The following is a 13,450-nucleotide window of genomic DNA, read 5'->3' as shown; positions in this document are numbered from 1 at the left end:
TCCCGTGATCCTCCTCCTCGCCCTCGCGCTGATCTCGGCGGTTATCACCTTCGGGATGTCGCTCGTCGTCTACAAGCTGAGCCTCAAGTACCGGCTGTACCCCAAGATCCGCGAGCGCGACGTGCACACCCGTCCGACGCCGCGACTCGGCGGGATCGCGATGTTCCTGGGCATCATCGTCGCCTTCGGCGTCTCGTGGCTGCTCTCGAGCCAGTTCGGCGTGCTGTCGCTGATCTTCTCGGACAGCGGGCCGATCCTGGCCATCCTCGGCGCCAGCCTCCTGATCGTCGTCATCGGTGTCGCCGACGACATCTGGGACCTGGACTGGATGACCAAACTGGCCGGCCAGTTCGTCGCGGCCGGACTCATCGGCTGGCTGGGCGGGGTGCAGATCCTGTCGCTGCCGATCGGCGGCCTCACCGTCGGCTCGCCGATCATGAGCATCGTCATCACGCTGTTCGCGATCGTCCTGGTGATGAACGCGATCAACTTCATCGACGGCCTGGACGGCCTGGTCGCGGGCGTCGCCCTGATCGCCAACGGCACGTTCCTCATCTACACATACCTGCTGCAGCGTGAGATCAGCCCGCAGAACTACTTCAGCCTGGCGGGCGTGATCGCGGCCATCCTGGTGGGCGCCTGCGCCGGGTTCCTGCCGCTCAACTGGCACCCCGCGAAGATGTTCATGGGCGATGCGGGTGCGCTGCTGGTCGGCCTGCTGATGGCGACGTCGGCCATCTCGGTGACCGGGACCATCAATCCCGAGACGCTGCAGACCCTCGGCAAGTCCTCGCTCGTGCCGGCGTTCATCCCGATCATCCTGCCGTTCGCGGTGCTCATCGTGCCGCTGCTCGATTTCGGACTGGCGGTCGTCCGCCGCCTCCGAGCGGGGAAGTCCCCGTTCAGCGCCGACCGCAAACACCTCCACCACCGGCTGCTCGACATGGGGCACTCGCACCTGCACGCCGTGCTGATCTTCTACGCGTGGACCGCGGTCGTCGCGATCGGCTCCCTCCTCTTCTTCTTCGACCCGTACTGGATCGCGATCGTCTTCCTCGCCATCGGCCTCGTCGTGTGCACCGTGTTCACCCTCGCGCCGCTCAGCCGTCGCAAGCTCACCGAAGCGGCCGCCGAGCTCGCGCCCGCCGGCACAGAGGAGGCCGCCGAGACGGCCCGGTACGACCAGCTCGACGCCGCCAGCGAGCGGCACCCCTACTCCGACCCGACGCCGGCCGTCGGGCCACCAGCCCCCACCCACGAGGAGTCACGATGACCGCCCCCCAGGACGGCGCCCCCACGCCCCAGCCGACAGGCCCGCCCGCGCAGCCCACCTCCACGCCCGTCCTCAAGGACGTCCTCAAGTACGGGCTCATCCTCGCGCTGGTGATCGCCGTCGTGGGTGCGCTCCTCGGCGGGATCTTCGCCGGGTGGATCGGAGTGACGAGCGCCCTCATCGGCACCGTCATCGCCGCCGTCTTCCTCAGCATCACCGCGCTCAGCATCCTGATCGCCAACCGCTTCATCGGCTCCGACCTCTTCGTCGGCCTCTTCTTCGGGATCGTGCTGGGCGGGTGGATCGTCAAGTTCGTGCTGTTCCTCGTGCTGGCCATCCTGCTGCGCGACCAGCCGTGGATCAACCCGACCGTGCTCTTCCTGAGCCTCATCGCGGGCGTGATCGGCTCCCTCGTGGTCGACATGATCGTGGTGTTCCGGTCGCGGGTGCCCTACGTCAGCGACGTGTCGCTGCCGGGTGAGAAGCGCTGAGCCGTATCCGATTCGTTACGCTGCGAAAACTCTTGTAGAGTTGTCAGTGATCCCCCACCCGAACGCGCTCACCTGCTCCACTTGCGCATCTTTTCGGGTGTCCACTTGTTCGTCGTCGCGAGGGCTTTCAGCTCGACGCCCCGAAACAGGAGATAGCGCTGTTAGCTAACGCTGTGAACCTGCTGGTCCAGGCCGCAAGCTCCGATGATGGTAGCTTCAACGGTCCCTCGATCAACGAGTTCTTCCCACCGACCCTGTTCACCATCGGCGGACTCGAGTTCAACCGCATCATCGTGGTTCGGCTCATCGCCCTGCTCGCCCTGATCCTGGTCTTCTGGCTCGGGACGCGCAAGATGCGTCTCATCCCCGGACGCTTCCAGTCCGTGGTCGAGATGGGGCTGGACTTCGTCCGAGTCAACGTCGCCGAAGACCTGCTGGGCAAGAAGGACGGCCGCCGGTTCCTCCCGCTGCTGACCACCATCTTCTTCATGGTGCTGTTCTTCAACCTGACGGGCATCATCCCGTTCCTCAACATCGCGGGCACGTCGGTCATCGCGCTGCCCCTGCTGCTGGCGATCGTGGCGTACATCGCGTTCATCTACGCCGGCGTCAAGAAGAGCCCCAAGAACTTCTTCAAGAACGCGCTCTTCCCGCCCGGCGTGCCGTGGTTCCTCTACATCATCGTGACGCCGATCGAGTTCGTCTCGACGTTCATCCTGCGCCCGGTGACGCTCACGCTCCGACTCCTGATGAACATGGTGGTCGGGCACCTTCTGCTGGTCCTGTTCTTCACGGCCACCTCGTTCTTCTTCTTCACCGCCGGCAGCTGGTGGTCGCTCTTCGGGATCGGCACCTTCGCCTTCGGCTTCGTCTTCACCCTGTTCGAGATCCTGGTCGCAGTCCTGCAGGCCTACGTCTTCGCACTGCTCACCGCTGTCTACATTCAGCTCGCAGTCGCCGAGGAACACTAAGAACGATCCGCGCACCCGCACGGATCGCCATCACGGAAGGAAACACATAACGTGGACATCGCTGCAATCAACGGCAACATCGCCACCGTCGGTTACGGCCTCGCGGCCATCGGCCCGGCCATCGGCGTGGGCATCGTCGTCGGCAAGACCATCGAGGGCGTCGCCCGTCAGCCTGAGCTGGCCGGCCGTCTCCAGGTCCTGATGTACATCGGTATCGCGTTCACCGAGGCGCTCGCCTTCATCGGTATCGCTACCTACTTCATCTTCCAGTAATCCTCTTTATCCCTCGTCAATAAGGAGGAAAGATGCTCAACAGTGTGGTCGTGGCGGCCGCCGAGGAACAGCACAATCCGCTGATTCCCGCGTGGCCGGACATCATCGGCTCGCTGATCTGCTTCATCATCATCCTGTTCTTCTTCTGGAAGCTCGTGCTTCCGCGCATGAAGAAGCTGCTCGATGAGCGTGCTGAGGCGATCGAGGGCAACATCGCGAAGGCCGACGAGGCTCAGCACAAGGCCGAGGCGCTGCTCGAGGAGTACACCGCGCAGCTCGCCGATGCCCGTGCCGAGGCCGCGAAGATCCGCGAGACCGCCCGTACGGACGGCCAGAAGATCGTCGCAGAGGCCAAGGACAACGCGACGGCCGAGGCCGCCCGCGTCACCGCCACCGCGCAGGCGCAGATCGAGGCGGAGCGCCAGGGCGCTCTCGTGTCGCTGCGCAGCGAGGTCGGCTCCCTCGCGATCGACCTCGCCTCCGGCGTGGTCGGCGAGGCGCTCACCGACGACAAGAAGTCGCAGGCGATCGTCGACCGCTTCCTGGCGGACCTCAAGGCCGGCGAGAAGGCAGGATCGAGCAAGTAATGGGAAGCGCCACCAGAGAAGCATTGGCCCGGTCCGTGTCGGCTCTCGCCGGCCTGGGATCCAAGGCCGATCTGGCGACGGCCGAGGACCTGTTCGCCGCAGGACGAGTCGTCGCCGACTCCGCCCAGCTCCGAGCGGTCCTCAGCGACCCCTCGGCCGACGCCGCCGGCAAGACCGCGCTCGTGAAGCGCGTGTTCGGCTCGCTCTCCGCTCCGGCGGTCGAGCTGCTGGTGTCGGTCGCCTCCGGGCGCTGGTCAGGTCATGACGACCTGCTCGACGCGATCGAGGAGCTCGGCATCCGCTCCATCGCCGCCTCGGCACCGCGCAACCTCGACATCGCGGCCGAGCTGCTCGCCTTCGGAGGCGCCGTGACCTCCGACGCGCAGCTCGAGCTCGCGCTGCGGAGCAAGCTCGCGGCGCCGGAGGCGAAGGCGGACCTCGTGTCGCGCCTGCTCGACGGCAAGGCCTCGGCTCAGACCGTCGCGATCGTGCGCCAGCTGGCGCTGCAGCCCCGCGGCCGCAGCATCCGCGAGTCGCTCCGTTCCGCAGCGCGGACGGTCGCGGCGCAGGACGGCCAGACGATCGCCACGGTCGTGACCGCGGCGGCCCTGCCCGACGCGCAGGTCGAGCGCCTGCGTGCCAGCCTCGCCGCGCGGTACGGCGACCTCAAGCTCAACCAGGTCGTCGACCCGACGATCATCGGAGGGCTGCGCGTGCAGATCGGCGACGACGTCATCGACGGCAGCATCGCCTCGCGCCTCTCCGAACTTCGACTTCAGCTGGCGGGCTGACCGCCCTCTATACGAGAAACCCAGGTAGGGAACTAACGATGGCAGACATTCAGATCAGCCCCGACGAGATCCGGGATGCGCTCAAGGAGTTCGTCTCGAACTACGAGCCGGCGCAGGCAGGCACCACCGAGGTCGGACACGTCCTGGACGCGTCCGACGGCATCGCGCACGTCGAGGGACTCCCCGGCGTGATGGCCAACGAGCTCATCCGCTTCTCGAACGGCACCCTGGGCCTCGCCCAGAACCTGGACGAGAACGAGATCGGCGTCGTCGTGCTCGGCGAGTTCGACGGCATCGTCGAGGGCATGGAGGTGACCCGCACCGGCGAGGTCCTTTCCGTCCCCGTCGGCGACGGCTACCTCGGCCGCGTCGTCGACCCGCTCGGCAACCCGATCGACGGCCTCGGCGACATCGCCTCCGAGGGCCGCCGCGAGCTCGAGCTCCAGGCCCCCGGCGTCATGCAGCGCAAGTCGGTGCACGAGCCCCTCCAGACCGGCATCAAGGCGATCGACGCCATGATCCCCGTCGGCCGCGGTCAGCGTCAGCTGATCATCGGCGACCGCCAGACCGGCAAGACGGCGATCGCGATCGACACGATCATCAACCAGAAGGCCAACTGGGAGTCGGGCGACGTCAACAAGCAGGTCCGCTGCATCTACGTCGCCATCGGCCAGAAGGGCTCGACCATCGCCTCGGTGAAGGGCGCGCTCGAGGACGCCGGCGCGATGGAGTACACCACCATCGTCGCGGCTCCCGCCTCCGACCCGGCCGGCTTCAAGTACCTCGCCCCCTACACCGGCTCGGCCATCGGCCAGCACTGGATGTACGGCGGCAAGCACGTCCTGATCATCTTCGACGACCTGTCGAAGCAGGCCGAGGCCTACCGCGCCGTGTCCCTCCTCCTTCGCCGTCCGCCGGGACGCGAGGCCTACCCGGGTGACGTCTTCTACCTGCACTCCCGTCTGCTGGAGCGTTGCGCCAAGCTCTCCGACGAGCTGGGCGCCGGATCGATGACCGGTCTGCCGATCATCGAGACGAAGGCGAACGACGTCTCCGCGTACATCCCGACCAACGTGATCTCGATCACCGACGGCCAGATCTTCCTCCAGTCGGACCTCTTCAACGCCAACCAGCGCCCCGCCGTGGACGTCGGTATCTCGGTCTCCCGAGTCGGCGGCGACGCGCAGGTCAAGTCGATCAAGAAGGTCTCCGGCACGCTCAAGCTCGAGCTCGCCCAGTACCGCTCGCTCGAGGCCTTCGCGATGTTCGCGTCCGACCTCGACGCGGCCAGCCGCCGTCAGCTCGCTCGTGGCGCGCGCCTCACCGAGCTGCTCAAGCAGCCGCAGTACTCGCCGTACCCGGTGGAGGAGCAGGTCGTCTCGATCTGGGCCGGCACCAACGGCAAGCTGGACGAGGTCGCCGTCGAGGACGTGCTGCGCTTCGAGGCCGAGCTGCTCGACCACCTGCGCCGCAACACCGACATCCTCGGCACGCTCCGCGAGACCAACGTGCTCGACGACGCGACCGTGGAGAAGCTCGGCGCCGAGGTCGACAAGTTCAAGCTCGAGTTCCAGACCGGCGAGGGCAAGCCGCTCGCCTCGGTCGGCCGCGAGGAGTTCGAGGCCATCGCGGAAGAGGACGTCGACCAGGAGCGCATCGTCAAGGCGAAGCGCTGATCCACCGCGATCAGTTAGGTACTTAGGAGACACATGGGAGCACAGCTTCGGGTCTACCGGCAGAAGATCAAGTCTGCCCAGACGACCAAGAAGATCACCCGTGCGATGGAGCTGATCTCCGCCTCACGCATCCAGAAGGCACAGGCGCGAGTGGCCGCCTCCTCGCCGTACGCCCGCGCGATCACGCGCGCGGTGTCGGCGGTGGCGACCTACTCGAACGTCGAGCACGTGCTGACCACCGAGCCGGAGAAGATCGACCGCGCAGCGATCGTCATCTTCTCGTCGGACCGTGGACTCGCGGGCGCGTTCAACTCGAACGTGCTCAAGGAGTCGGAGAAGCTCGCAGAGCTGCTCCGCAGCCAGGGCAAGGACGTCGTCTACTTCCTCGTCGGACGCAAGGCGCAGGGCTACTTCAGCTTCCGCCGCCGCGCGTTCGAGCGCGTCTGGGTCGGCAACACGGACGCCCCGGAGTACGAGCAGGCCAAGGAGGTCAGCGACGCGATCCTGGAGTCCTTCCTGCGTGACTCGGCGGACGGTGGCGTGGACGAGATCCACATCATCTACAACCGCTTCGTCAGCATGCTGACCCAGGAGCCGCAGGTCGTCCGCCTCCTGCCGCTCGAGGTCGTCGAAGGCGTGGAGGAGCCGGACCGCACGCAGGTCCTGCCGCTCTACGAGTTCGAGCCCGATGTCGGCACGGTGCTGGACTCGCTGCTGCCGGTGTACATCGAGAGCCGCATCTTCAACGCCATGCTCCAGTCCGCTGCCTCCAAGCACGCGGCCACGCAGAAGGCGATGAAGGCGGCGAGCGACAACGCCGACAAGCTCATCACCGACTACACGCGACTCGCGAACAACGCCCGTCAGGCCGAGATCACCCAGCAGATCTCCGAGATCGTCGGCGGCGCGGACGCGCTGAGCGGCGCCAAGTGACACCCGGCCGAGAAGTTTCACAACGAGAAGAGAACGAATCATGACTACCGCTACCGCCGAGGCCCAGGCTTCGACCGCGCAGCCGGCCGGCGTGGGACGCATCGCCCGCGTCACCGGTCCGGTCGTCGACATCGAGTTCCCGCACGACTCGATCCCGGGCATCTACAACGCTCTGAAGACCACCATCACCATCGGTGAGAACTCGACCGAGATCACCCTCGAGGTCGCTCAGCACCTCGGTGACGACCTGGTCCGTGCCATCGCCCTCAAGCCGACGGACGGCCTCGTCCGCGGCGGCGAGGTCCGCGACACCGGCGCGCCGATCTCGGTGCCCGTCGGCGACGTGACCAAGGGCAAGGTGTTCGACGTCACCGGCCAGATCCTCAACGCCGAGCCGGGCGAGACGATCGAGATCACCGAGCGCTGGCCGATCCACCGCCAGCCGCCGGCGTTCGACCAGCTCGAGTCGAAGACCCAGCTGTTCGAGACCGGCATCAAGGTCATCGACCTCCTCACCCCGTACGTGCAGGGTGGGAAGATCGGCCTCTTCGGTGGTGCGGGCGTCGGCAAGACCGTCCTCATCCAGGAGATGATCCAGCGCGTCGCGCAGGACCACGGTGGTGTGTCGGTGTTCGCCGGTGTCGGCGAGCGCACCCGTGAGGGCAACGACCTCATCCACGAGATGGAAGAGGCGGGCGTCTTCGACAAGACCGCCCTCGTCTTCGGCCAGATGGACGAGCCGCCGGGAACGCGTCTGCGCGTCGCGCTGTCGGCCCTGACGATGGCGGAGTACTTCCGCGACGTGCAGAAGCAGGACGTGCTGCTCTTCATCGACAACATCTTCCGCTTCACCCAGGCCGGCTCCGAGGTCTCGACCCTGCTGGGTCGCATGCCCTCCGCCGTGGGCTACCAGCCGAACCTCGCCGACGAGATGGGCCTCCTCCAGGAGCGCATCACCTCGACGCGTGGCCACTCGATCACCTCGCTGCAGGCGATCTACGTCCCCGCGGACGACTACACCGACCCGGCGCCGGCGACCACCTTCGCCCACCTGGACGCGACCACCGAGCTCTCGCGAGAGATCGCCTCGAAGGGTCTCTACCCGGCCGTCGACCCGCTGACCTCGACCTCGCGCATCCTCGACCCCCGTTACTTGGGCGCCGACCACTACCGCGTGGCCACCACGGTCAAGCAGATCCTCCAGAAGAACAAGGAACTGCAGGAGATCATCGCCATCCTCGGTGTCGACGAGCTCTCCGAAGAGGACAAGATCACGGTGTCGCGTGCGCGCCGCATCCAGCAGTTCCTCTCGCAGAACACCTACATGGCGAAGAAGTTCACCGGTGTCGAGGGCTCGACCGTCCCGCTGAAGGAGACCATCGAGTCGTTCGACGCCATCGCGAAGGGCGAGTTCGACCACGTGGCCGAGCAGGCCTTCTTCAACGTCGGTGCGATCACCGACGTCGAGGAGAAGTGGGCGCAGATCCAGAAGGAGAACGGCTGATCATGGCTGTCCTCAACGTGAGCGTCGTCGCCGCGGACCACGAGGTGTGGTCCGGTGAGGCGAGCATGGTCGTCGCGCGGACCGTGGAGGGGCAGATCGGTATCCTGCCCGGCCACGAGCCGCTGCTCGCCATCCTCGCCACCGGCGAGGTGCGCGTCACCCTGAACGGTGGGGAGTCCATCTCGGCGCAGGCCGACGACGGCTTCCTCTCCGTGGAGAACAACACGGTCACCATCGTGGCCCGTCAGGCCGAGCTGGTCTGACATGTCCGACCAGGCAGCCCCGCTCGACCGCCAGTTCGGTGACGTCCGCGTCCCCGTGCTGGTGGTGATGGCGGGGCTGCCCGGTTCCGGCAAATCCACGATCGGGGAGATCACGGCGGGGCGCATCGGCGCGACCTTGATCTCCGTCGACCCGATCGAGGTGTCGATCCTGCGAGCCGGGATCGACTCCGATCAGCCCACCGGGCTCGCCGCATATCTCGTGGCGGAGACCCTGGCGGAGCAGGTGCTCGTCTCCGGCCGGTCCGTCGTCGTCGACGCGGTCAACGCCGTCGAGCCCGCGCGTCTGCAGTGGCGCGACCTCGCGGAGCGCTGCGGCGTGCGGCTGAACGTCGTCGAGACCGTCTGCTCCGACGACGAGCTGCACCGCGACCGTCTCGGCAAGCGCGACGTCCCCATCTCGGGTCATGCCGTCGAGCAGAGCATCGAGGAGTACGACGAGTGGAGGGGCGCCGCTGCGGCGCTCCCGCGGATCACCCTCGACACGTCCCTCCCGCTGGGCCAGAACGTCGAGGCGGCGATCGCCTTCGTGGAGCGCTAGGGTGCTCATCCTCCTTCCGCCCTCCGAGACGAAGAGGGACGGGGGTACCGGCGCGCCTCTCGCTCTCGATGCGCTGAGCTTCCCCTCGCTCGCACCCGTCCGCCGCGAGATCATCGATGCGGTCCTCGCGCTCTCCGCCGATCGGGACGCTGCGGTGCGTGCGCTCAAGCTGGGCCCGAAGCAGGCGGGGGAGGTCGACCGCAATCGGGCGATCCTCACGTCGCCGACGATGCCGGCGCTCCACCGCTACACCGGTGTGCTCTACGACGCGCTCTCGCCCGAGACGTTGTCTCCGGAGGCCGAACGCTTCGCCGCGTCGACCGTCGCCGTGAAGTCGGCGCTGCTCGGCCTCGTCGGTGCGGCCGACCTCATCCCGGCCTATCGGCTGTCGTTCGATTCGCGGCTCTCGCTCGAGCGCGGGGTGCCGTCGCTCAAGAAGCGATGGGCGCCCGCCTCCGGCGCCGCTCTGCAGGAGCACGGCGGCCTCATCCTCGACCTGCGGTCGGAAGGATATGCCGCCCTCGGCCCGATTCCACGGCGCGACGGTGCCCACTACGTACGCGTGCTGGCGCGGGACGAGAGCGGGAACGTGCGCGCCCTCAATCACTTCAACAAGCAGGCCAAGGGGCTGCTCACGCGTGCTCTGGTGGAGGCCGGCGTCGACTTCGCCACGACCGCGGAGCTGCTCGACTGGGCGGCGTCCGAGCGCTACGAACTGACCGAGACCACGGACGGCTCGGGGGACCTCGAGCTGGTGGTGCCCGAGGTGGCAGGTTCGCCGGGAAAGCTCATGGCCGTCCTGCGCACTGCAGGCGCCTGACGATTTCGCTCGCGCGGAGCATTTTCCTCTTGCATTGACGCAAAAGTGAGATAAGCTCATAATAAGCGAGAGGGTCCTCCAAGACCCGAGAAGCGGGACGCCGCGGGGGTGTCAGCGCGACTCGCAGAATAGTCGGGCCGACGAAGCTCTCGACGTGTCATCCCACGTCGACGTCGGGGTCGTGTGTGAGGGAGCGGAGAGCCGCGTGCGGTCGGGCACGAGCGGACGCTCCCATCGCCAGCGAGAACGATCCCGTCGACAGAGTGTCGGCCCGACTTTTCGTTGCGTCCCTAAGGGTGTTGCGCGCGGAAGCAGCCGACGAAGTGGTCGTCGACCATCCCGGTCGCCTGCATGAGCGCGTACATGGTCGTGGGACCGACGAACCGGAACCCGCGGCGGCGTAGCTCCTTACTCATCGCCGTCGACTCCGGGGTGACCGCGGGGACGTCCGCCCAGGCGCGCGGGCGCGCGCTCTCGGGTGCTCGAGGGGGTGCGAAGCTCCACATGAGCTCATCCAGCGGCACGTCGAGCGCCAGGGTCGCACGTGCGTTCGAGATGGTCGCCTCGATCTTGCCCCGGTGCCGGATGATGCGCTCGTCGCCCAGGAGGCGCAGCACGTCCGCCTCCGTCATCGCCGCGACGCGCTCCGAATCGAAACCGTGGAACACCTCCCGGAACGCCGGCCGCCGGCGCAGGATGGTGATCCAGGACAGCCCGGCCTGGAAGCCTTCGAGGCACAGCTTCTCGTAGAGCGCGCGCGGGTCGCGCTGCTCGCGCCCCCACTCCTCGTCGTGGTAGCGGCGGTACTCCGCATCCGCGCCCGGCCAAGAACAGCGGTCGAGGCCGTCGTCGCCGTGGATGATCGCGGCGCGTGCGGAGGGCGGGGGTGTGGTCTCGGTGGTCGTCGAACCGGCGGCGGTCGTGTCGTCGGCGCTCATGCGGCCAGCATGATCCCTTCGTGCTCGAGCAGCCACAGTTTGGTCGGCACCCCTTCGCCGCCGCTGTAGCCGGTGATCTTGCCGCTCGTGGACAGCACGCGGTGGCAGCCGACGATGATGGGGACGGGGTTCGCCCCGACGGCCCCTCCGATCGCGCGCCCGTAGCCGGCGTAGCCGAGGGAGAGCCCGAGCTCGCCGTACGAGGTCAGGGTGCCGAACTCGAGGCTCTGCAGTCTCTCCCACACGGCGACGCGGAAGGGGGTCCCTTCGAACCGCACGGGGACGTCGAACTCGCGCCGGTCGCCGGCGAAGTACTCGTCGAGCTGCCGCACCGCCTCGTCGAGCACGGCGGTACCGCGCTCGGGGTGCTCGTCGAGCGGGAGGCGGCCGCCGCGCTCGATGGAGAGCGACGTCACGGCCTCACCGTCGCTCGTCAGCTCGATCCGCCCGATCGGGCTCGGTGTGCGAAGGAGGTACGCGAAGCTGGTCATGAGTCGACTCTAGAAGCAGCCACCGACGGAGTCTCGCGGAAATCGGACATCGGGGAGAACTCTCCGATCGCTCCCGGCTGTGGAGCGGACGATGCCCTTTCGGGCTCCGGCGTGGCCCCGAGCCCGGCCTAGACTCGGACCATGGCGAACATCGAATACCGCACCCTCGGCCGTTCCGGCCTCGTCGTCTCGACCATCGGTCTCGGCTGCAACAACTTCGGCCGCACGGGGACCGCCACGGAGACCCAGGAGGGCACGGACGCCGTGATCGGCGCCGCCATCGACGCGGGGGTCACGCTCTTCGACACGGCCGACATCTACGGGGCGGAGCGCGGCCTCTCCGAGTCGTTGATGGGCAAGGCGCTCGCCGGCAAGCGCGACCGCATCGTCCTGGCGACGAAGTTCGGGATGGACATGGCCGGCACCAACGGTCCGGACTGGGGCGCCCGCGGCTCGCGACGCTACATCCGCCTGGCCGTCGAGGCCTCCCTGCGCCGGCTGCGCACCGACTGGATCGACCTCTACCAGCTGCACCGCCCGGACGGCGTGACGCCGATCGAGGAGACCCTCGACGCGTTGGACGACCTCATCGCCGAGGGGAAGATCCGCTACATCGGCCACTCGAACCTCGATGGCTGGCAGATCGCCGAGGCCGAGTTCACGGCCCGGTTGCACGGCCACCCGAAGTTCATCTCGGCTCAGAACGAGTACAGCCTCCTGGTGCGCGACGCGGAACGCGAGGTGCTCCCGGCCGTCAACGCATACGGTCTGGGCTTCCTGCCCTTCTTCCCGCTCTACAACGGCCTCTTCACCGGCAAGTTCTCGCGCGACGGCGGTCCGGCGGACAGCCGCATCATGTCGATCCGCAAGCACCTGCTCGACGACGCCCCCTGGGACCGAATCGAGGAGTACCGGGCGTTCTGCGACGAGCGCGGCGTCAGCATGCTGGCGGCGACCTTCGCCTGGCTGCTCGCCCAGCCGGGGCTCACGAGCGTGATCGCCGGCGCGACGAAGCCGGAGCAGATCGTCGCCAACGCGGACGCGGCCACGAGCTGGACCCCGACGGCGGACGAGGTCGCCCGGATCTCGGAGATCTTCGCGCCCACCGCTTAGACCGGAGCGAAGTTCGCTCTGAGCGAACGCATGGACCGTTGTGAGTGAGCACTCACTCCGCGTAAAGTCACTCCGTGATTCCCGAAGAAGTCGCGCCCGATCAGGATGAGGTCGTCGACGCGTCCCCGCGCCAACGTGCCCAGCCCCTGTCTCCGGACGAGCGCAAGGCGATGATCATCGACGCGGTCATCCCCCTGCTGATCGAGCACGGACGCGCGGTCACGTCGCGCCAGATCGCCGAGGCGGCGGGCATCGCCGAGGGGACCGTCTTCCGCGCCTTCGGCGACAAGGAGACCCTGGTCACCGCGGCGATCGAGAAGTACCTCGACCCGGAGCCGCTGCGCGACGCGCTCCGCGCCATCGACCCGGCCCTGCCCCTCGAGCACAAGGTCCGGGCCGTCATCCTCCTGATGCGCGAGCGCTTCCAGAGCGTCATGCGCATCATGGCCGTCATCGGTGCCGAGCGCCCGGCGGTGCCGCAGGAGCGGCACGAGTTCGCGCGGATCATCGCCCGCATCATCGAGCCGGAGGCGGCGGCCCTCAACCTCCCGCCGGAGCGCGTCGCCTACGTGCTCCGGCTCCTCAGCTTCGCGTCCGCGTTCCCCGCCCTCAACGAGGGGATGGAGTTCAGCGTGGACGAGCTCGCCCGGATCGCCCTCCTCGGCGTCGCCGGACGGCCGTTCGTCGTCTTCACGCCCGCGGGCGCATCCACCGGCATCACCACCAGCACCAGCGGCGCCGACGCGGCGCACGAATAGGAGGTCGCA

Annotated in this window: 16 protein-coding genes; 14 read left to right on the top strand and 2 right to left on the bottom strand. The window is 67.7% G+C overall.

Annotation, left to right across the window (positions count from 1 at the left end; genetic code table 11):
- Positions 1–4 precede the first annotated feature (4 nt).
- The 12 genes from HNR14_RS01135 (at position 5) to HNR14_RS01080 (ending at position 10,141) form a co-directional block, all read left to right on the top strand.
- Complete coding sequence (locus tag HNR14_RS01135; RefSeq protein WP_021763444.1) at positions 5–1,273, top strand: MraY family glycosyltransferase; 1,269 nt, start codon at positions 5–7, stop codon at positions 1,271–1,273.
- Positions 1,270–1,764 (top strand): Cg1360 family ATP-synthase-associated protein, encoded by a 495-nt coding sequence (locus HNR14_RS01130; RefSeq protein WP_021763445.1) that lies wholly within the window; start codon positions 1,270–1,272, stop codon positions 1,762–1,764. The genes HNR14_RS01135 and HNR14_RS01130 overlap by 4 nt, the downstream gene beginning before the upstream one ends.
- A gap of 173 nt (positions 1,765–1,937) precedes the next feature.
- Positions 1,938–2,735 (top strand): F0F1 ATP synthase subunit A, encoded by a 798-nt coding sequence (atpB, locus tag HNR14_RS01125; RefSeq protein ID WP_179699435.1) that lies wholly within the window; start codon positions 1,938–1,940, stop codon positions 2,733–2,735.
- A 51-nt stretch (positions 2,736–2,786) separates the two neighbouring features.
- On the top strand, positions 2,787–3,008 hold the full coding sequence (atpE, locus tag HNR14_RS01120; RefSeq protein WP_018190348.1) for an ATP synthase F0 subunit C: 222 nt from the start codon (positions 2,787–2,789) through the stop codon (positions 3,006–3,008).
- Positions 3,009–3,040: 32 nt separating this feature from the next.
- Positions 3,041–3,595, top strand: coding sequence for a F0F1 ATP synthase subunit B (locus tag HNR14_RS01115; RefSeq protein WP_179699434.1), 555 nt, complete (start codon positions 3,041–3,043; stop codon positions 3,593–3,595).
- Entirely contained in the window at positions 3,595–4,386 is a 792-nt protein-coding gene (locus HNR14_RS01110) for a F0F1 ATP synthase subunit delta (protein WP_179699433.1), read from the top strand. The genes HNR14_RS01115 and HNR14_RS01110 overlap by 1 nt, the downstream gene beginning before the upstream one ends.
- A gap of 38 nt (positions 4,387–4,424) precedes the next feature.
- The gene (atpA, locus tag HNR14_RS01105; RefSeq protein WP_021763450.1) at positions 4,425–6,062 is read left to right on the top strand and encodes a F0F1 ATP synthase subunit alpha; all 1,638 of its coding nucleotides are present in this window, start codon (positions 4,425–4,427) and stop codon (positions 6,060–6,062) included.
- 33 nt (positions 6,063–6,095) lie between these two features.
- Positions 6,096–6,995, top strand: a complete 900-nt coding sequence (locus HNR14_RS01100; protein WP_021763451.1) for a F0F1 ATP synthase subunit gamma — start codon at positions 6,096–6,098, stop codon at positions 6,993–6,995.
- Positions 6,996–7,035: 40 nt separating this feature from the next.
- Positions 7,036–8,499, top strand: a complete 1,464-nt coding sequence (gene atpD / locus HNR14_RS01095) for a F0F1 ATP synthase subunit beta (RefSeq protein ID WP_179699432.1) — start codon at positions 7,036–7,038, stop codon at positions 8,497–8,499.
- A 2-nt stretch (positions 8,500–8,501) separates the two neighbouring features.
- Complete coding sequence (locus HNR14_RS01090; RefSeq protein ID WP_021763453.1) at positions 8,502–8,762, top strand: F0F1 ATP synthase subunit epsilon; 261 nt, start codon at positions 8,502–8,504, stop codon at positions 8,760–8,762.
- Between the two features lies 1 nt (position 8,763).
- On the top strand, positions 8,764–9,321 hold the full coding sequence (locus tag HNR14_RS01085) for a P-loop nucleotide/nucleoside kinase family protein (RefSeq protein ID WP_021763454.1): 558 nt from the start codon (positions 8,764–8,766) through the stop codon (positions 9,319–9,321).
- Between the two features lies 1 nt (position 9,322).
- A complete protein-coding gene (locus HNR14_RS01080; RefSeq protein ID WP_179699431.1) occupies positions 9,323–10,141 on the top strand; it encodes a peroxide stress protein YaaA in 819 nt (272 codons plus the stop codon).
- A 290-nt stretch (positions 10,142–10,431) separates the two neighbouring features.
- On the opposite strand, the gene HNR14_RS01075 is transcribed toward HNR14_RS01080, so the two are convergent.
- Positions 10,432–11,079 carry a DNA-3-methyladenine glycosylase I gene (locus HNR14_RS01075; protein ID WP_179699430.1) on the bottom strand — a complete coding sequence of 216 codons (648 nt, stop codon included), beginning with the start codon at positions 11,077–11,079 and terminating at the stop codon, positions 10,432–10,434.
- On the bottom strand, positions 11,076–11,570 hold the full coding sequence (locus HNR14_RS01070; RefSeq protein ID WP_021763457.1) for a methylated-DNA--[protein]-cysteine S-methyltransferase: 495 nt from the start codon (positions 11,568–11,570) through the stop codon (positions 11,076–11,078). The genes HNR14_RS01075 and HNR14_RS01070 overlap by 4 nt, the downstream gene beginning before the upstream one ends.
- Positions 11,571–11,711: 141 nt before the next feature.
- Here HNR14_RS01070 and HNR14_RS01065 point away from each other — a divergent pair, with 141 nt between their 5' ends.
- Together HNR14_RS01065 and HNR14_RS01060 are read left to right on the top strand one after the other, a co-directional pair.
- Positions 11,712–12,683, top strand: a complete 972-nt coding sequence (locus HNR14_RS01065) for an aldo/keto reductase (RefSeq protein WP_179699429.1) — start codon at positions 11,712–11,714, stop codon at positions 12,681–12,683.
- 74 nt (positions 12,684–12,757) lie between these two features.
- A complete protein-coding gene (locus tag HNR14_RS01060) occupies positions 12,758–13,441 on the top strand; it encodes a TetR/AcrR family transcriptional regulator (RefSeq protein WP_343064382.1) in 684 nt (227 codons plus the stop codon).
- Positions 13,442–13,450: the final 9 nt, after the last annotated feature.

This window comes from Leifsonia naganoensis (assembly GCF_013410615.1).
Taxonomy (GTDB): domain Bacteria; phylum Actinomycetota; class Actinomycetes; order Actinomycetales; family Microbacteriaceae; genus Leifsonia; species Leifsonia aquatica.
The sequence above is the reverse complement of the archived record's forward strand: the minus strand, read 5'-3'. Positions and strand labels throughout refer to the sequence as shown.